Origin of the sequence: Crenobacter cavernae, assembly GCF_003355495.1 — a bacterium.
Classification (GTDB): Bacteria; Pseudomonadota; Gammaproteobacteria; order Burkholderiales; family Chromobacteriaceae; genus Crenobacter; species Crenobacter cavernae.
On record NZ_CP031337.1, the window covers coordinates 2,873,539 to 2,897,171 of the forward strand.

Sequence of the window (23,633 nt, forward strand, 5' to 3'; positions counted from 1 at the left end):
GTCTACCCTCAGCCTATCAGTTTCTTCAGGATTTCCGCCTTGGCGCCGTCGTAGTCGGCCTGCGAGATCAGCCCCTTGTCGAAGAGGCCCTTGAGCTTGGCCAGACGCGCTTCCGGGTCGTCGGCGACAGGGGCGACTGGCGCCGGTTCAGAAACGGCCGGTGCGGGGTTGGCCGAGCTTTGTGCCGCAGGCTGAAGCGCGAGCGAATTCTTCATCGCGTCGGCCATCGCCTGGCCGACGCCCAAGCCCGCGCCGAGCCCCGCGCCGATACCGGCCAGCCCGCCCTCGTTCTCGGCGGCCAGCGGGATCGCCTGCGCGGTCTGGTACTGGGTGTATTTGGCGAGGTCGCCGACCATGCCCATGCTGATCCGCGCGTCGATCGCCTTTTGCAGCTCCTCGGGCAGCGACACGTTCTCGACCGCAAACGCGTCGAGCTCCACGCCGTAGCGCGCGAACACCGGCACGAGCGCTTCGCGGATCTTGTCGCCCATCAAGAGCTGGTTGGCCGCCATGTCGAGGAAGGGCACGTTGGACGCGCCGAGCGCGCTCGTCATCGTCGCGACGGTCAGGTTCCTGAGCTGCTGCTCCAGTTCGTCGCGCGTGTAGGACTCGCGCGTGCCGCTGATCTCCGAGTAGAACAGCCTGGGGTCTGCCAGCTGGTACGAATACACGCCGAAGGCCCTGAGGCGCACCATGCCGAAATCGGCGTCGCGGATGGTGATCGGCTGCGGTGTGCCCCACTTGCGGCCGAGCTGCAGCCGCGTGCTGAAGAAGTACACGTCCGACTTGAAGGGCGACTCGAACAGCCTGTCCCAGTTCTGCAGATAGGTCAGCACCGGCAGCGTCTGCGTCGTCAGCTTGTACATGCCGGGGCCGAACACGTCGGCGACCTTGCCTTCGTTGACGAGCACCGCCATCTGCGAGTCGCGCACGGTAAGGCTGGCGCCGTACTGGATTTCGAAGCCCTGCACCGGATAGCGCCAGGCGAGCACGCCGTCGCTGTCCTCGGTCCAGTGCAGGATGTCGATAAACTGTTTCTTGATGAAATCGCCGAGACCCATGGCTCTCTCCTTTACGTTCGACTCAAGACAGGCAGGCGGCGTTGATCACGCCGGCCGCCAAAGCCACCGCGCCCACGAGGGCGCCCACGGCGACGTTGTTCTCTTCGATCTGGCGCGGCAGCCCGGGAATGAAGCGCTCGAGCAGGACGTAGGCGACGAGCTGCACCAGCATCGCCGACCCGGCCCACGCCAGCACCATGGTCAGCGTGCTGTGGAACAGGATGCTCGCCGCCAGCGTCAGCGAGAAGCCGATCACCGCGCCGCCGAGAGACAGCGCGGCGGCGGTGCAGCCCTCGCGGATCAGCGGCAATTCGCGCATCGGCGTTACGCGGGTATAGACCGTGATGAACACCATGAGCAGCGCGCTCGCCGACAACAGGTAGATAAGGTAGTTGTAAAACGCTGCTAACATGCGCGCCTCGCTTTAGTCCGACAAATAGCGGCTATTATGCACGCTTCATCAGCGCCCCCACCATCCCATGCTTGACCGTACCCTGATCGTCTCGGTGTTCATCGTCGCCTCGTGCGGGCTCGCCTACGAGCTGATCGCCGGCGCGCTGTCGAGCTATCTCTTGGGCGATTCGGTGCTGCAGTTCTCCAGCATCATCGGCTGCTACCTGTTCGCGATGGGCGTCGGCTCGCACCTGTCCAAGTACGTGAAGGAAGGCGACACGCTGCGCCGCTTCGTCGAGATCGAGCTCTTGGTCGGCCTGATCGGCGGCTTGTCGGCGACCTTGCTCTTCGTCGTGTTCGCCTGGCTGGCCGCGCCGTTCCGCACCGTGCTGTACGCGCTGGTCTTCGTGATTGGCGTGCTGGTCGGCATGGAAATTCCGTTGGTGATGCGCGTCTTCAACCAGAGGAAGGCCGAATTCGCCGAACTCGTCAGCCGCGTGCTGACCTTCGACTACCTTGGCGCGCTCGCGGTGTCGCTGCTGTTTCCGCTGGTCTTCGCGCCGAAACTCGGCCTGTCGCGCACCGGCTTCCTGTTCGGGCTGATGAACGTCGGCGTCGCGCTGTGGACGACCTTCGCGTTCCGGCGCGAACTGCCGGCCGCGCGCGGGCTGCTGATCCGAGGCGGCATGGTGACCGGCCTCTTGATCGCCGGGCTGCTGTTTTCGGAGCGGCTGACGCAGTGGGCCGAAAAGGGGCTGTTCGGCGACGAGATCGTCTACGCGACGACGACGCCGTACCAGCGCCTCGTCGTCACGCGCTGGCACGACGACACGCGGCTCTATATCAACGGCAACCTGCAGTTCTCCAGCCGCGACGAACACCGCTACCACGAGGCGCTGGTCCACCCCGGCCTCGCCGCGCTGCCGTGGGCGAAGACCGTGCTGGTGCTCGGCGGCGGCGACGGGCTCGCGGTGCGCGAGGTCCTCAAGTACCGCAACGTCGAATCCGTGACGCTGGTCGACCTCGACCCGGCGATGACCGGGATGTTCTCGCGCAATTCGCTGCTTGCCGGTCTTAACGGCGGCTCGCTTAGAAATCAGCGCGTGACGGTGATCAACGACGACGCCGGCCGCTGGCTCGATAGCCACGACGGCGTCTACGACTTCATCGTCGCCGACTTCCCCGACCCGTCGAGCTTCGGCCTCGGCAAGCTGTACTCGGTGCCGTTCTATCGCTTGCTGAACAAGCACCTGTCCGAGAACGGCCTGGCGGCAATCCAGTCGACGTCGCCGTACTACGCGCCGCGCGCCTACTGGGCGGTCGACGCGACCTTGAGAGAAGCCGGCTTCCACACCTGGCCCTACCACGCCTACGTGCCGTCCTTCGGCGAATGGGGCTTCACCTTGGCAGCCCGCCACGACGACTACACGCCGCCGAGTTCCTACCCGATCGCCACGCTCTTCCTCGACGCGGCGACGACGCGCGAGCTGTTCCGCTTCCCGCCCGACATGCCGCGCCCGAAGGTCGAACCGAACCGGCTGAACACGCAGTCGCTGGTGCACGACTTCGAGAAAGACTGGCAAGAGGTGATCCGCTGATGGACCGGCGGCGGTTTCTGACCTTGACCGCGGCGACGGCGGCGCTGTCCGGCTGCGGCCGATGGCGCGGGATCGCGCTGCCGATCCGCGTCGACAGGCCCGGGATGGTAGAAGGCCACCTGTTGCGCGACGCGGCCGCCCTGCCCGCCCCCTCGGCTAACGTGACGACCGGCACCGTCATCCTCGGCGGCGGTGTCGCCGGCCTCGGATGCGCGTACAAGCTCGCACGCGAAGGCGACGGCGACTTTCTCGTCGTCACGGGCCCCGAGCCGATGGGCAATGCCGCCTGCGGCCGCTTCGGCGAATGGCGCTACCCGAAGGGCGCGCACTACCTGCCGCTGCCGTCGCGAGAATCGACGCACGTGCGCGAACTGCTGTACGACCTCGGCGTGATCGAATCCGGCCCGTTCTCCGAAAAACCGCACTTCGACGAGGCGGCGCTGGTGCACAGCCCCGACGAGCGGCTGTTCGCCGACGGCGTCTGGCACGACAGCCTGATGCCGGAACCGCTGGATGCCGACACGCGCCGCTTCTTCGGCCTCGCCGAAAAGCTGAAACGGCGGATCGGCGCCGATGGCAAGAAGCTGTTCGCGATCCCCGTCTCGTTGTCGTCCGCCGACGCCGAATGGCGCAGGCTCGATGCGCAGACCTTCGCGTCATGGTTGGCCGAGCACGGTTATCGCTCGGCCAAGCTGCTGTGGTACCTCGACTACGCCTGCCGCGACGACTACGGCGCCGGCATCGACGTGGTGTCGGCGTGGGCCGGCCTGCACTACTTCGCCAGCCGCGCCGGCGAAGCGGCCAACGCCGGAGCCGGCGCGGTGCTGACCTGGTCGGCGGGCCTCGGCGAGATCACCGGACGGATGCAGGATCGCGTCGCGGCGCAGCGGCGCGACGGCTTTGCCGTGTCGCTGAAGGAAACCGCCGCCGGCGTCGAGGCGCTGTGCGCGGCGAGAACCGCCGGCGGCTGGAAGACGTATACCGTGCACGCGCGCCGCGCCGTCGTCGCGATGCCGCTGCACGTCGCGCGCCGCGTGGTGAAATTCACAGACTACGGCGTCGACATATCCATTCCGCTTCCGCCGCAGGCGAGCTGGCTGGTAGGGAATTTACACATGGAAGGCTTCCCCGCCGAGGCGCGCGGCGCGCCGCTCGCGTGGGACAACGTCGTCCACCGCGGCAGGACGCTCGGCTACGTCGACGCCAGCCACCAGGCGGTCCGCGCCGCGCGGCCGGCGACGACCGTGTTCACCAGCTACCAGGCGCTGAGCGGCCAGACCCCGGCCGACCTCCGGCGCTTTCTCGCGACGGCGGGTGCCGACGCCTTGGCCGAGCTCTTGCTAGCCGACCTCGAAACGGTCTACGGCTGGCGGCTGTACCGTCACGCGAAGGCGCTCGACGTCACCGTGCGCGGCCACGCGATGTCGACGCCGGTGCCCGGCTACCTCGACCACCCGACGCTGCTCGCCTTGCGTGGGCTCGACCAGAAAGTCTTGTTCGCGCACGGCGACCTGTCCGGCTATTCGGTGTTCGAGGAAGCGCTGTGGTGGGGCTACCGCGCGGCCGCGCGCATCCTGGATCGCTGAGACAAGGCAGGTAAAAAAAGCTCGGCCAACCTTTGAAGGGTTGGCCGAGCTTTTCTGCGCCTGGCGACGCGGCAGGATTCAGTCGTCCGCCGCACGTCGTCGTGATCATTTCGTCTTCTCCTAGCGCCTCGCGCGGCCGATCAGCACCACGCCGGCGATCACCAGCATGGCGCCTGCGATCTGCAGGGCCGACAGGCTTTCGCCGAGCAGCGCCCACGCCATCGCCATCGTCAGGACCGGGCCGAGCGTACCGACCGACGCGGCGCGCCCGGCGCCGATCTGGCGGATCGCGAGGTTCAGCCAGCGCACCGGCAGCACGGTCGAAAACAGCGCCATCGCCAGCGCCGAAGCGTAAGCCTGCCACGGCAAGTGATAATCGGCCGGCACCGTGCCCGCGGCGGCGTGGATCAGCACCGCGGCCACCGCCACCAGCATCGTGTACGCGGTCAGCCGCGGCGCGCCGAAGCGGCCCATCGCCTCGCCGCTGCCGATCAGGTAGATCGCGTAGCTCAGCGTGCTCGCCACGACCCACGCGACGCCGATCCACAAATCGCCGCTCATCTGCGTGGCGACGAGGTCGTTCCAGAACGCGAGCCCGATGCCGGCGTAGGCGAGCGCGACCGCGCCCCACACCGCGCGCGGGTAGCGCTTGCCGAGGAACAGGTGCGACAGCATCAGCACCAAGGTCGGATAGAGGAACAGGGTCAGCCGCTCGAGCGCCGCCGACACGTATTCGAGACCGAGAAAGTCGAACAGGCTCGACAGGTAGTAACCCATCAGCCCAAGCCAGACCAGGCCACCCCATTGCTTCAACGTTGGCCGAGCCCCCGGCCATGGCGTACCGCGCGCCGCATACGCCATGAACGCGAAAAACGGCAGTGCGAAGACCATGCGCAGCGCCAGCATGGGCTCGGCGGTGGCGCCGTAGCGGTAGCCGATCTTGACGAAGATCGCCTTGGCGGAAAAACCGACCGCGGCGAGCACCGCGTAGACGAATCCTTTATCGGATACGAAGGCAAAGCGGCCGACGGGGGCCGCGGCGGTACAGCTGTCGGACATGGGTTTCTCCTTGTGCAGCCTTCATTATCGGCGCTTGCCAAGCGCTTGGCATTCCGATTTGATAAAAGCTTCCTTCACGAAAAACGAATGCTGCGATGCGACTCGACTTTGTCGACCTGAAACTCTTCGTGCTGTTGGCCGAGACCGGCAACCTGACCGCCGCCGCCGCCGCGCTGCCCTGCGCGCTGTCGGCGGCCAGCCAGCGGCTGAAAAAACTCGAGACGCTGTACGGGCTCGTGCTGGCAGAGCGCCACGCGCGCGGCGTGGTACTGACCGCCGCCGGCGACGTCCTGCTGCAGCACGCGCGCCGGCTGCTGGCCGGCGCCGAGCAATTGTCGGCCGACCTGGCGGACCTGGCCGGCGGCGTGCGCAGCGAGGTGAGGCTGATGGCCAACAGCGTCGCCTGCCACGACTTCCTGCCGCCGGTGCTCGGTGCCTTCCTCGCGCGCGAGACGCTGATCGACGTGCAACTGATAGAGCGCAATAGCCGCGACATCGTGACGGCGATCGCCGCCGGCGAGGCCGAGATCGGCGTGCTCGACGGCAACGTCGGCGGCGACGAGATGACGCTGTTGCCATTCGCGCACGACAAGCTGGTGCTGATCGTGCCGGTAGGCCATGCGCTCGCCGACCGCGACGGCGTGCCGCTGTCCGAGGCGCTCGGCCAACCCTTCGTCGGCCTACCGGAAAAGAGCGCGATCCAGCGCTTCATCGAACAGATGGCGCGCGCCTACGGCAAGCCCTTGAAGCCGCGCACCAGGATGGGCAGCTTCGCCGCGGTCGCCGCACTGGTGTCGGCCGGCGCCGGCGTCTCGATCCTGCCCCAGCGCGCCGCGCTCGCGCTCGAGGCGCAGGGCCGCGTCGCGGTCGTGCCGCTGTCCGACCCGTGGGCCGAGCGCGACCTCAAGCTGTGCGTAAAGTCGGTGCTCGCGCTGTCCGCGCCGGCGCGCGCGCTCTTGTCACACCTGATGGCCGCCTACGCCGACGAGCGCGAGCCGCAGAACGGCGTGTCGCGCCCGCTGGGCTGGGGCTGAGGCATAAAAAACGGCAACCCGAAGGTTGCCGCGAAGACTTCACTTGGAGAGTGGATCTTAAGGACGTGGGGATCAGCTCCGGGCCGCCGCGAGACGGGCGGCGACGGCCTGCGGGCAGCGCGCCAGCGTCTTGTAGAGGTAGGCGCCGACGAAACCGCCGACGAACAGCGCGAAGTGGCCGAGGTACTCCCTCAGGCCCGGCACGTGCGAGCAGATCAGCGCGAGGATGGCGGCCGGCACCAGCGCCTTGATTGCGGCCTTGTTGTAGCCGTTCTCGTACCAGTAGGTGTTGCCCGGCTTGTCGCTGTACAGCGCGTCGACGTCGATATGGCGTTTTTGCACCACGTAATAATCCATCAGCATGATGCCGTACAGCGGGCCGATGAAGGCGCCCAAGGTGTCGACGGTGTAGTGGATCACTTCAGGCGAATTGAACAGGTTCCACGGGGTCAGGAACACCGAGCCGACCGCCGCGATCATGCCGCCCATGCGCCAGCTAATCTTCTGCGGGTTCACGTTGGAGAAGTCGAACGCCGGCGACACGAAGTTGGCGACGATGTTGATGCCGATGGTCGCGCTCACGAAGGTCAGCGCGCCCAGCACGGCGGCGGTGGTGTTGTCGATCAGGCCGACGGTCTCGATCGGGTCGTGGATGATCCTGCCGAACAGCGGCAGCGTGCCCGAGATCACGATCACGGTGACAACCGAGAACAGCAGGAAGTTGACCGGCAGGCCCCAGAAGTTGCCCTTCTTCACGTCGTCCATCGACTTGGCGTAGCGCGTGAAGTCGCCGAAGTTCAGCGTCGGGCCGGAGAAGTACGACACCACCAGCACCGTCGCGATCACCATCTGCCAGGCCGCATCGAAGCCGCTCAGCGATTTTTCGCTCAGCGAGAAGCTGATGTTGTTCCAGCCGGCCTTGTATACGATCCAGCCCATCAGCAGGAACATCACCAGATAGACCAGCGGGCCGGCCCAGTCGATGAACTTGCGGATCGCTTCCATGCCGCGCCAGAACACCGCGGCCTGCAGCAGCCACATCGCCATGAAGGCGTACCAGCCGAGGATGGACAGGCCGACGAACTTGGTCTGCGTGAGGTAGGCCAGCTCGGGGAAGAAGCGCAGCACGACGATCACCAGCGCCGCCGACGCCAGATAGGTCTGGATGCCGTACCAGGCGACCGCGATCAGCCCGCGGATCACCGCCGGGATGTTGGCGCCGAACACGCCGAACGACAGCCGGCACACCACCGGATAAGGGATGCCCGCCTGCTGGCTCGGCCGCGCGACCAGGTTGGCCATGTACTGCACGATGCCGATGCCGACCAGCAGGCAGACCAGCACCTGCCAGCTCGCCAGACCCAGCGCGAACAGGCTGCCGGCGAACACGTAGCCGCCGACGCTGTGCACGTCGGACATCCAGAACGCGAAGATGTTGTACCAGTTCCAGTTCTTGTCCTTCAGCGGCGCGAGGTCTTCGTTGTACAGGCGTTCGCTGTAGCCGGGCGGCACCGCCTGGGTGCCATGGTTCGGGTGTTGATTCACGACTTTCTCCTCTATTGCACTGTAGTAATGGCTCCGGGCTCTTCACGGCCACTTGCCACTCTGTTGTAGTCCTGTCTTGTATACGTATCAAGCTTTTTTTGGATACATGAAACTCGGCTTGTGCGAAACACTGTATTTTCATCGATTCGGGCCAGCTATAGGGACAAACCCCTGTGAAACGCACGCCACACCACGCTCCGGAAAGTATTTTACGTATACGAAATAGCGGCTATATTGTGTACGTGATGACTCGGCAAATCTCGCCGCGTATCATGGAAGCATGGTTCTCGTACACAAAGGGAGGATTGAAACCATGCTTCTGGAACTCGCATCCGGCAATACCGGATTCGCGGACGAAAGCACCAAGGACGAGCTTGTATACGCGCGGATCTTCACCGCCATCGTCGAACACCGGCTGCTGCCGGGCGTCAAGCTCCCCGAGGATGCGCTGGCCGAAAGTTTCGGCGTCAGCCGCACCGTGATCCGCAAGGCGCTGCACCGTCTCGCCATCGAAAGACTGGTCACCATCCAGCCCAAGCGCGGCGCGGCGGTCAGCAAGCCGACGGTGCAGGAAGCGCGCAACGTGTTCGCCGCGCGCCGCCTGATCGAGGTCGGCAGCCTCGACCTCGTGGTCGAAAAGATCAGGGACGGCGACATCGCCGCGCTCAGGGCGATCGCCAAGCAGGAACACCAGGCGCACCAGCGGCACGACGCGCGCCTCGCGATCAATCTGTCGGGCCAGTTCCACGTGCGCATCCTCGCGATCGCCGGGAACGACGACCTGAACGATTTCCTGGTACGGCTGGTATCGCGCTCGTCGCTGATCCTCGCCGTCTATGGATCGTCGTGGGACGCCACCTGCGACAACGGCTGCCACGACGAGCTGATCGAACTCTTGGCGCAGCGCGACCTGGAAGGTGTGAAAGCCTTGATGCTGAGGCACCTGATCGAAGTGGAATCGGGCCTGAACATGGCCCTGGAAGAAGACGGCGAACCCGACTTCAAGAAAATATTTAGCGAAATGGGCGGTCGATAGCACCGGAAGATCACCGCCCGGCCATCTGCACAGGAGAACCGGCAATGAAGATCAAGGTGATCAACCCGAACACGACCGTCTCGATGACCCAGAAGATTGGCGCCGCAGCGCGGGCGGTAGCCAGTCCGGGGACCGACATCCTGGCCGTGAACCCGCAGAGCGGGCCGGTCTCGATCGAATCCCACTTCGACGAAGCCGTCAGCGTCGTCGGCGTGCTGGACGAAATCCGGCGCGGCGAGCGCGAGAACATGGACGGCTACGTCATCGCCTGCTTCGGCGACCCGGGCCTGATGGCCGCCCGGGAACTGACCAAGAAACCCGTCATCGGCATCGCCGAGGCCGCCATGCACGTGGCGAGCCTGCTGGCCACCCGCTTCTCGGTGGTCACCACCATGAACCGCACCATCGTCATCGCCGAACACCTGGCGCGCAACTACGGCATGGAAGCGTTCTGCAACAAGGTGCGCGCCGCCGACATCCCAGTGCTCGACCTCGAAGACCCCGCGTCCGGCGCCTTCGGACGCATCGTCGACGAATGCCGGCGCGCGCGCGACGAAGACCGCGCCGGCGCCATCGTGCTCGGCTGCGGCGGCATGGCCGACCTGACCGACGCGATCAGCCACGAGATCGGCCTGCCGGTAATCGACGGCGTGAGCGCCGCAGTCAAGCTGGTCGAGGCGATCGTTTCCCTCAGGCTCGGCACCAGCAAGCACGGCGACCTCGACTACCCGATCGCCAAGCCCTTCGTCGGCCGTTTCGCCTATCTGTCCCCCGAGAGCGGCGAAGCCGCCGCCTGACCCCGTTTTCCCACGCTGTCCCTTTGCGGGTTGCCGAGAGGCAACCCGTCTTTTTTCCTTTTCGACCCCACCGGCCGCACCGCGCGCCAGCGTCCTGCAACACCACCACGATCAGCAGCGCACTGCACGACCAGAACAACGCCCGCAGGCCGGCTCGGCCACATGACCGCCGGCACGCAGCAGGAGATCGCGCGCGGCCGGCCCTGATCGTTGACGTCGCGACTAGTGGCAAAAAAAAAAGCTCGGCCAACCTTCGAAGGTTGGCCGAGCTTTTCGTGCACATGACATCCGTCAGGGTGCCGGCTCCAGTCGCGCCAGCACGCCGTCGTCTTCGTCGGTCAGCAGATACAGATAGCCGTCGGGCCCGTTGCGCACGTCGCGTATGCGGCCGATGCGGTTCTTGATCAGCCTTTCCTCGTGCACGACCTTGCCGTCCTTCAAGGTCAGTCGCACCAGCATCCGGTCTTTCAAGGCGCCTGCGAACAGATCGCCCCGCCAGCCGGGAAAGCGCTTGCCGGTGTAGAAGGCGAGTCCCGACGGCGCGATCGACGGCACCCAGTAGTAGACCGGGTCGCGCATCCCGGGCTTGCTCTTGCCCTCGCCGATCTTCGCGCCGGTGATGTACTGCCGGCCGTGGGTGACCACCGGCCAGCCGTAGTTGACGCCCGCGTCGACCTTGTTCAGCTCGTCGCCGCCCTGCGGCCCGTGCTCGGTCAGCCACAACTGCCCTGTAGGGTCGAGTGCCAGCCCCTGCGGGTTGCGATTGCCGAGCGTGTACTTCTCGGGTCGCCAGCCCAAGCGCGCGACGTAGGGGTTGTCGTTCGGCACCCTGCCCTCGTCGGTCAGCCGGATCACCGAACCGGCGTGGTCGCCCGGCAACTGCGCGCGCGGCATCTCGCCGCGGTCGCCCAGCGTCAAATACAGGAAACCTGCGCGGTCGAAGACGATGCGGCCGCCGAAATGCTGGTCGTCGCTCGACTTGGGCTGCATGCGGAACAGCGTGGCCACGTCCCTGAGCGAATGGCCGTCGAGCCGGCCGCGCGCGACTTCGGTGCCGGTCAGGCCGCCGCTGCCGGCCGAGTACGACAGATAGACCCAGCCGTTGCGCTTGAAGTCGGGGTGCAGCGCGACGTCGAGCAACCCACCCTGCCCTTCGGCGACGACTTCGGGCACGCCCGAGACCGGCACCGGGTCGAGCCTGCCGTCGGCCGCGACAAGGCGCAGCCGCCCGATGCGCTCGGTGACCAGCATGCGCCCGTCGGGCAGAAAGGCGAGCCCCCACGGATGGTCGAGCTTGCGCGTCAGCACCTTCACCTCGAAACGCGCCGCCTCGCTCTGGACGACGCCTGCCGGCTCGGCCGTGCAGGCCGTCGACAGCAACAGCAGCGGCCCGAGCCGCCAGGACAGCTTCATCACCCCACCCCCTTCATCGACCGAACCGGCCGGCGGCCTGGACTGACCCGCCGGCCGAACAAGGACTCAGTGCAGCTTCAGCGCCGGGCGCGCGACGCGGCGCAGCTTGTCGCCGCAGTACAGCAAGGCCGCCAGCGCCCAGCCGTGCACTACCGCCTGGTGCATCCGGTACAGCGACGCGTAGATCATCTTCGCGCCCAGGCCTTCCACATGGTAGTCGCGCTTGGGGCCGACCACCGACGCGAGGCTGCCGACCGCGGTGTGCTTGCCGAGCGACACCATCATGCCCTGCGGCTTGAACACGAACGGCGCGACCTCCTTGCCGCGCAGCTTCGCGGTGATCGAGCCGGCCAGCCATTTGGCTTCCTGGTGCGCGACCTGCGCGGTCGCCGACAGCGTACGGCCGGAGTCGCCGTCCGGCGCGGCGGCGCAGTCGCCGATCGCGAACACGCGCGTTTCGCCCTCGCACAGCAGGTCTCGGCCAACCTTGAGCTGGTTGACGCGGTTGACCGCCAGCCCGTCGAGCTCGGCCAACCACGCCGGCGCCTTCACGCCGGCCGCCCACACGGTGACGTCGGCCGGCACGCGGCGGCCGTCGGCGAGCTCGACGCCGTCGGCGGTGACCGCGGCGACGCGGCTGTTGGTCAGCACGCGGATCTGGCGGCGTTCGAGCTGCTCCTCGGCGTATTGCGACAAGGACGGCGGCGCGGCGACCAGGATGCGGTCGGCGCCCTCGATCACGCTGATCTCGACGCGGTCGGTCGACAGCCGCGAACCGTACTGGTGCAGTTCGCGCATCGTGTGGTTCAGTTCGGCCGCCAGTTCGACGCCGGTCGCGCCGCCGCCGACGATGGCCATGCCGAGGCGGCGCCCGCTGTCGGCGCCGGTGCTGATCGCGAAAGCGAGCTCGAGGATCCGGCGGCGCAGCTTCTCGGCGTCGGTCGGCGTATTGAGAAACATCGCGTGCTCGGCAACGCCGGCGGTGCCGAAGTCGTTCGCCTGTGAACCGACGGCGAGCACCAGCCAGTCGTAGGGAATCTCGCGCGCCGGACTCAAGAGCGTACCGTCCGAGCCGTGGATCGGCGCGACGCGCACCACCTGGCGCGCGCGATCGAGCCCTTCCATGTAGCCGAATTCGAACTCGTAGCCGTTGCGGTAGCCGTGCGCGAAGTAGTTGACCTCGTCTTCGCCGGTGTTGAGCGCGCCGGTCGCGACCTCGTGCAGCAGCGGCTTCCAGATGTGCGTCGGCGAGCCGTCCACCAGCACGATCTTCGCCTCGCGGCGCGCGCCGACGGTGCGGCCGAGCCGCGTCGCCAGCTCCAGACCGCCTGCGCCGCCGCCGACGACGACGATCCTCGGCCTCTTGCTTGTATTGCTCATTGCGATCATCCCAGTCAGTAAGAATTTTTATCTGGGCACAGCTTACACGCACCGGGCGAAGACGCAACGCCCTGCGCCAGGCGGCGAAACAATCCGGCGCACGGTGGCAAACGATGATGCGCCTTCACGCCAAACGCTTCTTCCTGCAGGAAGTGCACCGCAAGCACCCGGAGCGCGGCGGCCACACCTTTGAGCGTCTCCAGGAAACCGACTCCAAGCTCTTCTACAATGCCGACACGGTGATCATTCTCTGCGGGAGGTCGGCCGAGCCCTTTGTCGTCGCCGACTGCCGGCTGGCAGCGAAAAACCTGATGCTGGCCGCCCGCGCGATGGGGCTGGGCTCCTGCGTGATGGGCTCGGCGGTGGCCGGGCTGAATTCGCCCGAATGGAAAGCCAGGCGGAACGTTCCGCGATCGCACCGATTATCGTCGGCGTGCCCGCCGTCGAGGGCATCCCGGGCTCCGGGCATCCTGAAATGGAAATGACGGGCTGTTTGAGTCGCGCGGCCACGAGATGGCAGCGCAGCGTAGTCGTCTTCAGTAGCACACGCATGGAGGTTCATCATGGCCTACAAAAGCCTGCTGGTTCACGTCGACAGCAGCCCCCGCGCCGCCGCGCGCCTCGACACCGCGATCACGCTCGCGCAGACCTTCGACGCCCATCTGACCGGCCTGTTTGTCGCTCCCCTGCCGCTGAGCGACGGCGGCTTCGCCGCGGCCCCCTACCCTTATGCGTCCGGCACGGTACCCGACTACGTCGAGGCCAGCGCGCGCCGCGCGCAGGACACCTTCGAGAACGCGGTACGGCTGGCCGGGCTCGCCAGCGTGGAATGGCGGCAGCTCATCGGCGCGCCGATCGAGGACATGTACCTGAACGCGCGCTACCACGACCTCGTCATCATCGGCCAGGGCGACCCGACGCAGTCGGTCGACAAGCTGCCGACCGATTACCCGCAGACGGTGCTGATGGGCGCCGGCCGGCCGGTGCTGATCGTGCCCTACTCCGGCGGCTTCGACACCGTCGGCCAGCAGATACTGGTCGGCTGGGACGCCCGCCAGGAGGCGACGCGCGCGCTGACCAACGCACTCCCGCTGCTCAAGCGCGCCAAACGCACCCACGTGCTGACTATCAACCCGGTCCATGGCGGCGACCACGGCGAGGCGCCTGGGACGGACATCGCCGTCTACCTGGCGCGCCACGGCGTCGAGGTCGAGGTCACGAGCGAACACGGCGCGAGCGTCGACGTCGGCAACCTGCTCTTGTCGAACGCGGCCGACGTGGGCGCCGACTTGATCGTGATGGGCGCCTACGGCCACTCCAGGCTGCGCGAGATCGTGCTAGGCGGCGCCACGCAGACGGTTCTCGAGTCGATGACGGTGCCGGTGCTGATGTCGCACTGAAACGGCAACAGGCGGTGCGGCGCTCCGGCGCTTGCGCCGGGGACGCCATCCACCGCCATCCCGTCCCGATCCAAGAGCCCGGACCCAGCCAAGGGCCCGGCGTCGCACCGGGGCGGGCTCGGCCAACCCTGCCGGGCGATTGATGTCGTTCGCCCCACCCCGCCGAGGTTGGCCGAGCCCCATTCTCTGCCTGCCTGCGGCGCCATCCACTCGGCAACCGGCGCGCCCGTGATCGACGAAGGCGCGCCGCTTCGACATTCGCTCGCCCCTCGCCGACCCTTTCGCTACGCTCCAACCGATACGACGCAAGCCGTAGTCCGATGCATCACATAGGCCGCACCTCTACCGCCAATCATTGAAAACAAAGGCCCCGCGATCGGCACACCAACAAACGGATTCGGGCATCAGCGTTTGATTATTGGCATGGCGATAGGCCGTTGCCACGGCGAGAGGGTCGGCTCGGCCAAGCTTGTGCGGATGACAGACCAAACGAGGTTCACTCGCCTTGCCGTCATCCTCCAGACCAGGCACGGTGGCGCTCCTCGTGTGCGATGCCACGAGGAGACGTCATAATTCAGCTAACGCCCATCCGCTACTTCGGCCTGACCAGCCGTGGCGCGAACGCCAGCACCTTTGCGCTGTGCGCCTGCTCGTATGGCGTCAGCGGCGTGCCCTCGTTCAGCACGCGGTGCAGGCGCCAGAAGGCGGACCACATCAGCCGGTTGGCGAGCACCACGGCGTGCATCGGGTTCTTCGCGGCACGGCGCGTCAGTTCGATCAGCGACAGCGTTTGCTCCAGCCGCGGGCGCTGCTCGGGTGGTGCCGCATCGACCTCGGCACGCAACAAACGATGGCGCAGCTCTTCGAAGGCGAGCGGGTCCTGGCGGTAGAGCGCGGCCAGCGCGTCGAAGTCGGGCAGGACGGGGGCGGGATGATCCGGCATGGCAGACGACCTCCGGCGTCACGACGACGATACCCCGCCGCCATGAATAGGCTTTGGTTTCAACAACAACAACGAGCCGTTTAAACATAGCCCATAAAAAAGCCACGAATCTCTTGTTCGTGGCATTTTTTTACTGACAAATCAGCAGCTTGATCCCAAGTTTGGCCGAGCCTACCGGGCGATGTCCCTTAGGGCGCACGCTCCGGCCGCACCACTCCGGAGGAAGTCCAGGGAAACACCCGCGTCCCCGTCAGACAAGGCCCATGCACCGGCTAGCCGGAACAGACTCGCTCGAGTTCTGCAGGGTTGCTCACCAGCGGATTGCCCTCTCCCTGCAACTTGATGATGCGCTCGTCGCGCCTCAGCTCCCAATCGTCGGCCGGGTAGGTCCTCGCCCACGCGCACCACAGCTTCCTGTCCTGGCCGCTCACCCTGAGGCCGTAGCGCTCGTGCATGTACAGGCTGATCCGCCCGGCGCGGCCGCGCACCTCTTCGCGCGGCTGCACCCGCTTGCCCTGGAAATCGACGATGGTCTTGCACTGGCCGTACATCGGCTCGGGATTGCGCGTCCACGCGCCGTAGGAAAGATTGCTGCGGTCGCCGTTGACCTCGCCCACCGACGGCACCAGATTGTTCAGGTCGCCCTCGGCCATGCGGAATACGGCGTCGTTGGCGGCGCAATTCTTGCGCCCGCCCCTCTGCCAGCACTGGCGCTGATGCCCCAGCGCCCACGCCGGCACGACGTGCTCCCACTCGAGACGCTTGGCCCGTTTGCGGTTCTTGCGCGGTTCATAGCCACAGCTCTTGAGGTCTATCGTCTTGCCCGTGTAAGCGCAGCCGCAGTAGAAGTCTTCTTCCATGCCGGCAAACACGCGTGGCAGCACCTTCTTCGCCGAGCTGAAATCGCGGTGACCGACGTCGTTCTTGCCATTGACGAGGTCGGCGGCCTCTATGGGCCCATTGTCCGGCGGCGCCGTCTGCTCGAGCGCATCGATGACCTGATTGGCCATCGACGTCGTCTGCGATAACAGTTTTTCGCTTTGGTTGAGACAGCCGGTCAGCGCCACCGTCAAGACGGCCATGATGACGAGGGATCGCATATCGTCGTCCGCTAATGAAAAGCGCGAACCCTACCGGTGCGAACGACGGCAATCAAGCGCGGCCGGGCCGATTTATTCAAATTCCGGCGGGAAAATAATTAACAGATGTAATCCGACCGGATTCAATGACTCATATTGCCGATCCGATACCCACCAAACCGATGGGTCTTGTAAGAAGTGGCCGTGGCATATGCCTGCACGGCATTTTCCAATTGAAAAAACCAGGAGAAAAGGGAATGACCAATGGCCAATCCGGCCTCGGAAGAAGCCGCAAGCCTATCAAAAAAAAACAAGAGCAGGCGCTGTTCTGGCAGGACATTATCGGTGATCAGATGAGAAAGGAGACGTGATTCGACCTGCCGGCTTCATGGTGAAAGCCGTTAAATCGAAGGCGCCAGCCCATCGTCATTCGTGCTGCATAACAATCACGGCACGCATACTGCATATCGAAGCCGCTCTTATTTCGCCGGTAACCGATCGGTAAACTCATTGCCCGAGTTTATTTGGCGAATCGAACCGCTCGACACAAGCAGATCCATTTCCCGGCCAGTAAAACAAAAACGCCGCACAGCTTATGCTGTACGGCGTTTTTTTAATTTGGCTCCCCGACCAGGGCTCGAACCTGGGACCTGCGGATTAACAGTCCGTCGCTCTACCGACTGAGCTATCGGGGAAGGGAGAACGAAATAATAACGATGCTGTCGCTTTCCGTCAAGCCCGGATCGGCGTCATTTTACCGACCCGGGCCTTGCCTGCACGATAGATCAACCGGCGTTGCCGCGCGTCTCGATCTGCACCAGCTCTACGGCAGCCTCGCCAGCCGCGTCTTCACGCGCCACGTCGCGGCGACGGACGCCGACCACTTCCTGCTCGACGACCGGCCCGGCCGACGCGTCGGGCGCCTTGGTCGTGACCATCACCAGGCCACCGAGGTTAACAGGCTCGACGGCGGCCGGCTTGGCAGCTTCGACCTTGACCTCGGCAACCGGAGCCGCCTCGGCCAAGTCCACGGCCTCTTCGGCCACAAGCTGGGCTTCGGCCGCACGGACCGGTTCAGCGACGGCAGCCACTTCTTCGACCACGACGACCGTTTCGACCTCAACGGGCTTGGCGGCTTCTTCCACCGGGGCTGCCGCCACACGTGGCTCGGCTTCGACCACGGTTTCGGCTACCTCGACGACTGCCAGCGCGGACTCATCAGCGACGCTCTCGACCGCCACCGCCGCTTCCGGCTGGCTTTCGACTTGCGGCTGCACTTTCGCGACGGCTGACTCAGGGGCCGCTTCGGCGACCGGCTCTGTCGGAGCCGGCTTGGCTTCTTCTGCCTCGCTCGCCTCGGCTTTGACCGCTTCAACCGGTGCGACGTCGGCCTTGGGCGCTTCGGCTTGTTGCACGGCCTCGAGTTCGGCCAGCGCTTCCGGCTTCAGGCGCTTGAGCACCTGGCGCTTTTCCTGCTCGCTCAGCGGCGCATCGACGGCGGCCTTTTCCAGACCCATCGCACGCAGCTCTCCGAGCAGCTCGTCAACACCGAGCGACAGCTCGCCGGCCAGCGCGGTCACGTTGGTCACCGACTCGTCTTGACGACGGTCACGACGACCACGGCGGCGGCGACGTTCACCGCGCTCGCGCGCTTCGCCTTCGGTCGGAGCGGCAGCTTCGCCACCTTCGACCCCGGCCACCGGCTCTGCCGGTGCCTCGGCTTGCGGCGCACGGCGACGGTCCTGGCGCTCCTGCTGAGCGCGCGGCGCACGCGCCTCTTCGACCTGCGCTTCTTCGGCGCTCACCACACGGTTTTCGCGCGGCTCACGGGGCTCGCGGGGTTCGCGTTCCTTGCGTTCGCGACGGCCTTCGCGCTGCTCGCCACGCTCGCGCGGCTCCTGGCGCTCTTGACGCTCCCCGCGTTCGGTACGCGGCGTGTCACCGGCACGTGCCTCGGCCGGCTGGCGCCGCGGCTTGTCTTCCACACCCGCCGGGCGACGCTCTTCCCGCTGCTCGTCGCGACCGCGACGCTGGGCGCCTTGCTGCTGGCCGCTGCGACGGCGCTGCTCATCGCCACCTTGGCGCGGCGACTTGCCCTGAGGCTGGCGCGTATCGCGACGCGGCGTTTCTTTCTTCTCTCCGGCTTTCGGCACTTCGGCCGACGCGCCATCACCCTTGAACCACGAGACGATGCGCGCGATCAGGCCAGGCTGGGCGACCGGCTGCGCCGCAGCGGCAGGTTTCGGCTCGACAGAGACCGGGGCCGGCTGCGACGGCGTGATGCCCTTGACCGCGGCCTCCTGGCGAACCGGTTTTTCCTTCTCCTGGCCGAATCGGATCTGCGCCTCTTCTTCCGGCACGTCGACACGGAGGTAGCTCGGCGCGTCGCCCAGCTCCTCGATGCCATCGTTGCGCACGCGCACGACCTGGTAGTTCGGCGTTTCGAGGTGGATGTTCGGAATCAGCAGCACGCTGACGCCGAGACGCTCCTCGAGTGAATAGAGCTCGGTGCGCTTCTCGTTGAGCAGGAAGGTCGCGACGTCGACCGGCACTTGCGCGTGCACCGCACCGGTGTTTTCCTTCATCGCTTCTTCCTGGATGATGCGCAGGATGTGCAGCGCCGACGATTCGGTGCCGCGGATGAAGCCGGTGCCATGGCAACGCGGGCAAGGCTCGTGGCTGGTTTCACCCAGGCTGGGCTGCAGACGCTGACGCGACAGCTCCAACAGCCCGAAGCGCGACAGCTTGCCCATTTGCACACGGGCCCGGTCGTGCTTGAGCACTTCGCGCAGCTTGTTCTCGACTTCACGCTGGTTCTTCGGCACTTCCATGTCGATGAAGTCGATCACGATCAGGCCGCCCAAGTCGCGCAGACGCAGCTGGCGGGCAACCTCTTCGGCCGCCTCAAGGTTGGTGTTCAGCGCGGTGGTCTCGATGTCGCTGCCCTTGGTGGCGCGCGCCGAGTTCACGTCGACCGAAACCAGCGCTTCGGTGTGGTCGATCACGATCGCGCCGCCCGACGGCAGCGTCACGCTGCGCGAGAACGCGGTCTCGATCTGGTGCTCGATCTGGAAACGCGAGAACAGCGGCACATGGTCGGTGTAGAGCTTCACGCGATTGACGTTGTTCGGCATCACGTGGCTCATGAACTGGCGGGCCTGGTCGTACACGTCTTCGGTGTCGATCAGGATCTCGCCGATGTCCGGCTGGTAGTAGTCGCGGATCGCGCGAATGATCAGGCTGCTTTCCTGCAGGATCAGGAACGGGGCGCTCTGCGCGCCCGACGCGCCTTCGATGGCACGCCACAGCTGCATCAGATAGTCGAGGTCCCACTTGAGCTCTTCGAGCGAACGACCGATACCGGCGGTGCGCGCGATCAGGCTCATGCCCTGCGGGGTTTCGAGCTGTGACAGCAGTTCCTTGAGTTCCTGACGCTCCTCGCCCTCGATGCGGCGCGATACGCCACCGCCGCGCGGGTTGTTCGGCATCAGGACGATGTAGCGGCCGGCGAGGCTGATATAGGTGGTCAGCGCGGCGCCTTTGTTGCCGCGTTCGTCCTTTTCAACCTGGACGACCACTTCCATGCCTTCGCGCAGCACGTCCTGGATGCGCGGACGGCCGCCGTCGAAGTCCTTGAAGTAGGAACGGGAGACTTCCTTGAACGGCAGGAAGCCGTGACGGTCGGTACCGTAGTCGACAAAGCAGGCTTCCAGCGAGGGCTCGATCCGGGTGATCGTGCCCTTGTAGATATTGCCCTTGCGTTGTTCCTTGCCAACGGTCTCGATATCGAGGTCGATGAGCTTCTGCCCATCGACGATGGCAACGCGAAGCTCTTCGGCCTGCGTTGCGTTGAACAGCATACGTTTCATGTAACGTTCCCCGCGCGGCACTCACGCTAGGGACACAGCAAGTATTTGACGGCCCAGGGTCTAAAATGGGCGCTTTCCGTAGAAGTATCGATGTAAAGAACAAAGAGTAGCAGGGCGTAAGCCGACTTCCTGATGTCGTATCTCACGCGGCAAGCGGGATGGCGCTCGAAACGCTGAGGATGGCACCGCCAATGATGAAAGGCGTTGCCGGTTGCGAGGGCCGGTCTTGTCGCGCCGGGTCAAACTTTGCTGCGTTGTCCCCCGACTGGCTTGGCATCGAGGGAGGAAAGCTCGTGAGTGCGTGATGCGTGCAAATGCATTACCATCGCTGCTTTTCGGTGAGCGAGACAACCGTGGCTGCGGCCGGGTTCGCGGCGTCAGGTCAGGGCCTTGCCCTGCCGGCCGGAACGATTCCCGCAGCGGCGCCGCACCGCTGAAAAACGCGGGCGACTTTGACTTGCCGGTATCGCTGTCATCGCATTGCAACACGCGAAGAAGCGCACGAAGTATAAGCATAATGACTGACATTCGCAAAGATTCCGTCACCCTCCACACCGTCGACGAGGAAGAAGCCGGTCAGCGCATCGACAACTTCCTGTTGCGCGTGCTGAAGGGTGTCCCCAAGAGCCATATCTATCGCATCCTGCGTTCGGGCGAAGTGCGCCTCAACAAGGGTCGCGTCGACGCTTCGGCGCGCATCGCGACGGGCGACGTGCTGCGCATCCCGCCGGTGCGCATCGCCGAGAAAAAACCGCTCGGCCGACACATCGCGCCTGCAGCGACCTTCCCCGTGGTTTATGAGGACGAAGCGCTGCTCGTCATCAACAAGCCGGCGGGCGTCGCCGTGCACGGCGGCAGCGGCGTGTCCTTCGGCGTGATCGAGCAATTGCGCCAGGCGCACCCGGACTGGCGCTACCTCGAACTCGTCCACCGGCTAGACCGCGAGACGTCGGGCCTCTTGATGGTCGCCAAGAAACGCTCGGCACTGGTCAAGCTGCACGAATTGATCCGCAACAACGTGCCGGACAAGCGCTACCTCGCGCTCGGCCTCGGCCACTGGCCGGCCGACCTGCGCCACGTCAAGCTGCCTCTGTTCAAGTTCAGCACGCCCGAGGGCGAGCGCCGCGTGCAGACCGGACCGGACGGCATCGCCGCGCACACCGTGTTCCGCGTCGTCACGCCGTACCGGGGCTTCACGCTGGTCGAGGCGCAACTGAAGACCGGTCGCACGCATCAAATCAGGGTGCACATGCAGGAGAGCGGCCACCCGATCGCCGGCGACGAGAAATACGGCGATTTCGGCTTCAACAAGGAACTGGCGCGCCGCGGCCTCAAGCGCATGTTCCTGCACGCGACCAGCCTCACCCTGCCCCACCCGCTGACCGGCGAGCGGCTGGAGCTCAAGGCGCCGCTGCCCGCCGAACTTTCCGCCTTTCTGGAGTCGCTGACACCCTATGGCCAAGACCTTTGACCTGATCGTTTTCGACTGGGATGGCACGCTGATGGATTCGACCGCGCACATCGTGCGCTCGATCCAGGGCGCCTGCGCCGACCTGAACCTGCCGGTGCCGCCACGAGAGCGCGCGAGCCACGTGATCGGCCTCGGCCTCGTCGACGCGATGCGCTACGTCTGCCCGGGGCTGGAGCCGGAGCGCTACCAGGACATGGTCGTCGCCTACCGCGACCACTACCTGAGCGGCGACGAGACGATCGAACTGTTCGCCGGCGTCGAGCAGGGGTTGGCCGAGATCAAGGCGCAAGGCGCGTTCCTCGCGGTCGCCACCGGCAAGAGCCGCGCCGGCCTCGACCGCGTGCTGGCCAAGACGAGGTTGGCCGAGCTGTTCGACGCGACGCGCACCGTCGACGAATGCCACTCCAAGCCGCACCCGGCGATGCTGCTCGAGCTGACCGACCATCTCGGCGTCGATGCGCGCCGCACGCTGATGGTCGGCGACACCACGCACGACCTCCTGATGGCGCAGAACGCCGGCACGCACGGCGCCGGCGTCAGCTACGGCGCGCACCCAGCAGACGAACTCGCATCTTGCTCGCCGCTCGGCATCTTCGATTCCTACCTGAGCTTCCACACATGGCTGCTGCCGCAACTGAACTGATCTGCGACTCGGGCGCGCTCGAGGATGGCGGCGTCGGCGTGCGCTTCGTGATCGACCACGCCAGCGGCGAGAAGACCAAGGGCTTCGCGATCCGCTACCAGGGCCGCGTCCACGCGTTCCAGAACGCGTGCCGCCACGTGCCGGTAGAACTCGACCTGATCGACGGCCATTTCTTCGACGCGAACCGCGAATTCCTCGTCTGCAGCATGCACGGCGCGTTGTACGCGCCCGACACCGGCCTGTGCGTCGCCGGCCCGTGCAAGGGCGCAAGCCTCGTGCATCTCGCCGCCGAAGAACGCGACGGCCAGGTCTACGTGACCGCGTAAATGCCGTCGTCAACGCGGATTTGCTAGACTGGCGCCATCAGACACCGGGAGAGAGCCCTTGAATCAGGATCCGAACTGGGAACGCCAGTTGGTCGAAAGACTCGCCAGCGCCGCGCTCGTCGAGCAGCGCCGCACGCGGCAGTGGAAAATCTTCTTCCGCCTGGTCTGGCTTGCGCTCGCCGCGCTGGTCGTCGCGGCGATGTGGTCATCGGCCGACGGTGAGAAGACCGGCGTCGGCCTCGGCGGCGCGCATACCGCGCTCGTCGACCTCGACGGCGCGATAGCCGGCGACAACAAGACCGTCGACAAGCTGGTAGAAGGCATGGAGGCCGCGTACAAGAGCGGCAATACGCGCGGCATCGTGATCCGCGCCAACAGCCCGGGCGGCAGCCCGGTGCTGTCGGGCATGGCCTACGACGAGATCAAGCGCCTGAAGAAACAGCACCCGGACATCCCGGTGGTCGTCGCGATCGAGGAGGTGTGCGCGTCGGGCTGCTATTACATCGCCGCCGCCGCCGACAAGATCTACGCCGACAAGGCGAGCATCGTCGGCTCGATCGGCGTGCTGTCGAGCAGCTTCGGCTTCACCGGTACGCTGGAAAAGCTCGGCGTCGAGCGCCGCCTGATGACCGCCGGCGCCAATAAGGCGATGGGCGACCCGTTCTCGCCGGAAAACCCGCAGCACGAGGCGATCCGCCGCGAGCTGATCGATGACATCCATAAGCAGTTCATCGCGGCGGTCAAGCTTGGCCGAGGTTCGCGCCTGAAGAGCGACCCCGACCTGTTCTCCGGCCGCGTCTGGCTCGGCGACAAGAGCCTGCCGCTCGGCCTGATCGACGGCATCGGCTCGGCGCGCAGCGTCGCGCGCGACGTGATCAAGGCCGAGAACATCGTCGACTACACGCCGCAGGACGACCTGACCAGCCGCTTCGCGCGTCGCTTCGGCGTATCGGTGTCCGACGGCGTGCGCGGACTGTTCGCGTCGCGCCTGTTCTGAGAC

At 65.9% G+C, this 23,633-nt stretch carries 21 protein-coding genes and 1 tRNA gene; 12 read left to right on the forward strand and 10 right to left on the reverse strand.

Annotated elements, in window-relative coordinates; genetic code table 11:
* Positions 1-8 precede the first annotated feature (8 nt).
* Positions 9-1,061, reverse strand: coding sequence for an SPFH domain-containing protein (locus DWG20_RS13955; RefSeq protein WP_115434372.1), 1,053 nt, complete (start codon positions 1,059-1,061; stop codon positions 9-11).
* A gap of 22 nt (positions 1,062-1,083) precedes the next feature.
* On the reverse strand, positions 1,084-1,473 hold the full coding sequence (locus DWG20_RS13960) for a DUF350 domain-containing protein (RefSeq protein WP_115434373.1): 390 nt from the start codon (positions 1,471-1,473) through the stop codon (positions 1,084-1,086).
* A 67-nt stretch (positions 1,474-1,540) separates the two neighbouring features.
* On the opposite strand from DWG20_RS13960, the gene DWG20_RS13965 reads away from it, so the two are divergent.
* Both DWG20_RS13965 and DWG20_RS13970 read left to right on the forward strand, forming a co-directional pair.
* A complete protein-coding gene (locus DWG20_RS13965) occupies positions 1,541-3,052 on the forward strand; it encodes a polyamine aminopropyltransferase (RefSeq protein ID WP_115434374.1) in 1,512 nt (503 codons plus the stop codon).
* The gene (locus DWG20_RS13970) at positions 3,052-4,638 is read left to right on the forward strand and encodes an NAD(P)-binding protein (protein ID WP_115434375.1); all 1,587 of its coding nucleotides are present in this window, start codon (positions 3,052-3,054) and stop codon (positions 4,636-4,638) included. Before DWG20_RS13965 ends, DWG20_RS13970 begins: the two co-directional genes overlap by 1 nt.
* A 120-nt stretch (positions 4,639-4,758) precedes the next feature.
* On the opposite strand, the gene DWG20_RS13975 is transcribed toward DWG20_RS13970, so the two are convergent.
* Entirely contained in the window at positions 4,759-5,697 is a 939-nt protein-coding gene (locus tag DWG20_RS13975) for a DMT family transporter (RefSeq protein ID WP_115434376.1), read from the reverse strand.
* 95 nt (positions 5,698-5,792) lie between these two features.
* Here DWG20_RS13975 and DWG20_RS13980 point away from each other — a divergent pair, with 95 nt between their 5' ends.
* Positions 5,793-6,731 carry a LysR substrate-binding domain-containing protein gene (locus DWG20_RS13980; RefSeq protein WP_115434377.1) on the forward strand — a complete coding sequence of 313 codons (939 nt, stop codon included), beginning with the start codon at positions 5,793-5,795 and terminating at the stop codon, positions 6,729-6,731.
* Between the two features lie 72 nt (positions 6,732-6,803).
* Here DWG20_RS13980 and DWG20_RS13985 read toward each other — a convergent pair whose 3' ends face one another.
* Entirely contained in the window at positions 6,804-8,276 is a 1,473-nt protein-coding gene (locus tag DWG20_RS13985) for an NCS1 family nucleobase:cation symporter-1 (protein WP_115434378.1), read from the reverse strand.
* 313 nt (positions 8,277-8,589) lie between these two features.
* Here DWG20_RS13985 and DWG20_RS13990 point away from each other — a divergent pair, with 313 nt between their 5' ends.
* Positions 8,590-9,312, forward strand: a complete 723-nt coding sequence (locus DWG20_RS13990; protein WP_115434379.1) for a GntR family transcriptional regulator — start codon at positions 8,590-8,592, stop codon at positions 9,310-9,312.
* A 44-nt stretch (positions 9,313-9,356) separates the two neighbouring features.
* The gene (locus tag DWG20_RS13995) at positions 9,357-10,109 is read left to right on the forward strand and encodes an aspartate/glutamate racemase family protein (RefSeq protein ID WP_115434380.1); all 753 of its coding nucleotides are present in this window, start codon (positions 9,357-9,359) and stop codon (positions 10,107-10,109) included.
* Between the two features lie 291 nt (positions 10,110-10,400).
* Here the strand turns inward: DWG20_RS13995 and DWG20_RS14000 are convergent, their stop codons facing one another.
* Positions 10,401-11,522, reverse strand: a complete 1,122-nt coding sequence (locus tag DWG20_RS14000) for a PQQ-dependent sugar dehydrogenase (protein ID WP_115434381.1) — start codon at positions 11,520-11,522, stop codon at positions 10,401-10,403.
* A gap of 66 nt (positions 11,523-11,588) precedes the next feature.
* Positions 11,589-12,902, reverse strand: coding sequence for an NAD(P)/FAD-dependent oxidoreductase (locus tag DWG20_RS14005; RefSeq protein WP_115434821.1), 1,314 nt, complete (start codon positions 12,900-12,902; stop codon positions 11,589-11,591).
* A gap of 113 nt (positions 12,903-13,015) precedes the next feature.
* On the opposite strand from DWG20_RS14005, the gene DWG20_RS14010 reads away from it, so the two are divergent.
* Both DWG20_RS14010 and DWG20_RS14015 read left to right on the forward strand, forming a co-directional pair.
* Positions 13,016-13,387: a nitroreductase family protein gene (locus DWG20_RS14010; RefSeq protein ID WP_115434382.1), complete on the forward strand. Its 372-nt coding sequence runs from the start codon at positions 13,016-13,018 to the stop codon at positions 13,385-13,387.
* Between the two features lie 78 nt (positions 13,388-13,465).
* Positions 13,466-14,302 carry a universal stress protein gene (locus DWG20_RS14015; RefSeq protein ID WP_115434383.1) on the forward strand — a complete coding sequence of 279 codons (837 nt, stop codon included), beginning with the start codon at positions 13,466-13,468 and terminating at the stop codon, positions 14,300-14,302.
* 592 nt (positions 14,303-14,894) lie between these two features.
* On the opposite strand, the gene DWG20_RS14020 is transcribed toward DWG20_RS14015, so the two are convergent.
* Positions 14,895-15,245, reverse strand: coding sequence for a DUF3135 domain-containing protein (locus tag DWG20_RS14020; protein ID WP_115434384.1), 351 nt, complete (start codon positions 15,243-15,245; stop codon positions 14,895-14,897).
* A gap of 272 nt (positions 15,246-15,517) precedes the next feature.
* Positions 15,518-16,345, reverse strand: a complete 828-nt coding sequence (locus DWG20_RS14025) for an endonuclease (RefSeq protein WP_115434385.1) — start codon at positions 16,343-16,345, stop codon at positions 15,518-15,520.
* A 125-nt stretch (positions 16,346-16,470) separates the two neighbouring features.
* Between DWG20_RS14025 and DWG20_RS16030 the strand changes: the two genes are divergently transcribed.
* The gene (locus tag DWG20_RS16030) at positions 16,471-16,695 is read left to right on the forward strand and encodes a hypothetical protein (RefSeq protein WP_147289969.1); all 225 of its coding nucleotides are present in this window, start codon (positions 16,471-16,473) and stop codon (positions 16,693-16,695) included.
* 248 nt (positions 16,696-16,943) lie between these two features.
* On the opposite strand, the gene DWG20_RS14030 is transcribed toward DWG20_RS16030, so the two are convergent.
* Both DWG20_RS14030 and DWG20_RS14035 read right to left on the reverse strand, forming a co-directional pair.
* Positions 16,944-17,019 (reverse strand) — tRNA-Asn (locus tag DWG20_RS14030).
* A gap of 90 nt (positions 17,020-17,109) precedes the next feature.
* Positions 17,110-20,193, reverse strand: a complete 3,084-nt coding sequence (locus tag DWG20_RS14035) for an Rne/Rng family ribonuclease (RefSeq protein ID WP_115434386.1) — start codon at positions 20,191-20,193, stop codon at positions 17,110-17,112.
* 517 nt (positions 20,194-20,710) lie between these two features.
* On the opposite strand from DWG20_RS14035, the gene DWG20_RS14040 reads away from it, so the two are divergent.
* The 4 genes from DWG20_RS14040 to DWG20_RS14055 are packed head-to-tail and all read left to right on the forward strand — an operon-like array spanning position 20,711 to position 23,630.
* The gene (locus tag DWG20_RS14040) at positions 20,711-21,664 is read left to right on the forward strand and encodes an RluA family pseudouridine synthase (protein WP_115434387.1); all 954 of its coding nucleotides are present in this window, start codon (positions 20,711-20,713) and stop codon (positions 21,662-21,664) included.
* Positions 21,648-22,307: an HAD-IA family hydrolase gene (locus tag DWG20_RS14045; RefSeq protein WP_115434388.1), complete on the forward strand. Its 660-nt coding sequence runs from the start codon at positions 21,648-21,650 to the stop codon at positions 22,305-22,307. The genes DWG20_RS14040 and DWG20_RS14045 overlap by 17 nt, the downstream gene beginning before the upstream one ends.
* On the forward strand, positions 22,283-22,633 hold the full coding sequence (locus DWG20_RS14050) for a Rieske (2Fe-2S) protein (RefSeq protein ID WP_115434389.1): 351 nt from the start codon (positions 22,283-22,285) through the stop codon (positions 22,631-22,633). The genes DWG20_RS14045 and DWG20_RS14050 overlap by 25 nt, the downstream gene beginning before the upstream one ends.
* 58 nt (positions 22,634-22,691) lie before the next feature.
* On the forward strand, positions 22,692-23,630 hold the full coding sequence (locus DWG20_RS14055) for a S49 family peptidase (protein WP_115434390.1): 939 nt from the start codon (positions 22,692-22,694) through the stop codon (positions 23,628-23,630).
* Positions 23,631-23,633 lie beyond the last annotated feature (3 nt).

Coding starts and splice junctions, on each gene's coding strand:
- DWG20_RS13955 (WP_115434372.1), bottom strand. CDS start 1,061: ATGGGTCTCGGCGATTTCATCAAGAAACAGTTTATCGACATCCTGCAC.
- DWG20_RS13960 (WP_115434373.1), bottom strand. CDS start 1,473: ATGTTAGCAGCGTTTTACAACTACCTTATCTACCTGTTGTCGGCGAGC.
- DWG20_RS13965 (WP_115434374.1), top strand. CDS start 1,541: ATGCTTGACCGTACCCTGATCGTCTCGGTGTTCATCGTCGCCTCGTGC.
- DWG20_RS13970 (WP_115434375.1), top strand. CDS start 3,052: ATGGACCGGCGGCGGTTTCTGACCTTGACCGCGGCGACGGCGGCGCTG.
- DWG20_RS13975 (WP_115434376.1), bottom strand. CDS start 5,697: ATGTCCGACAGCTGTACCGCCGCGGCCCCCGTCGGCCGCTTTGCCTTC.
- DWG20_RS13980 (WP_115434377.1), top strand. CDS start 5,793: ATGCGACTCGACTTTGTCGACCTGAAACTCTTCGTGCTGTTGGCCGAG.
- DWG20_RS13990 (WP_115434379.1), top strand. CDS start 8,590: ATGCTTCTGGAACTCGCATCCGGCAATACCGGATTCGCGGACGAAAGC.
- DWG20_RS13995 (WP_115434380.1), top strand. CDS start 9,357: ATGAAGATCAAGGTGATCAACCCGAACACGACCGTCTCGATGACCCAG.
- DWG20_RS14000 (WP_115434381.1), bottom strand. CDS start 11,522: ATGAAGCTGTCCTGGCGGCTCGGGCCGCTGCTGTTGCTGTCGACGGCC.
- DWG20_RS14005 (WP_115434821.1), bottom strand. CDS start 12,902: ATGAGCAATACAAGCAAGAGGCCGAGGATCGTCGTCGTCGGCGGCGGC.
- DWG20_RS14010 (WP_115434382.1), top strand. CDS start 13,016: ATGATGCGCCTTCACGCCAAACGCTTCTTCCTGCAGGAAGTGCACCGC.
- DWG20_RS14015 (WP_115434383.1), top strand. CDS start 13,466: ATGGCCTACAAAAGCCTGCTGGTTCACGTCGACAGCAGCCCCCGCGCC.
- DWG20_RS14020 (WP_115434384.1), bottom strand. CDS start 15,245: ATGCCGGATCATCCCGCCCCCGTCCTGCCCGACTTCGACGCGCTGGCC.
- DWG20_RS14025 (WP_115434385.1), bottom strand. CDS start 16,345: ATGCGATCCCTCGTCATCATGGCCGTCTTGACGGTGGCGCTGACCGGC.
- DWG20_RS16030 (WP_147289969.1), top strand. CDS start 16,471: ATGACTCATATTGCCGATCCGATACCCACCAAACCGATGGGTCTTGTA.
- DWG20_RS14035 (WP_115434386.1), bottom strand. CDS start 20,193: ATGAAACGTATGCTGTTCAACGCAACGCAGGCCGAAGAGCTTCGCGTT.
- DWG20_RS14040 (WP_115434387.1), top strand. CDS start 20,711: ATGACTGACATTCGCAAAGATTCCGTCACCCTCCACACCGTCGACGAG.
- DWG20_RS14045 (WP_115434388.1), top strand. CDS start 21,648: ATGGCCAAGACCTTTGACCTGATCGTTTTCGACTGGGATGGCACGCTG.
- DWG20_RS14050 (WP_115434389.1), top strand. CDS start 22,283: ATGGCTGCTGCCGCAACTGAACTGATCTGCGACTCGGGCGCGCTCGAG.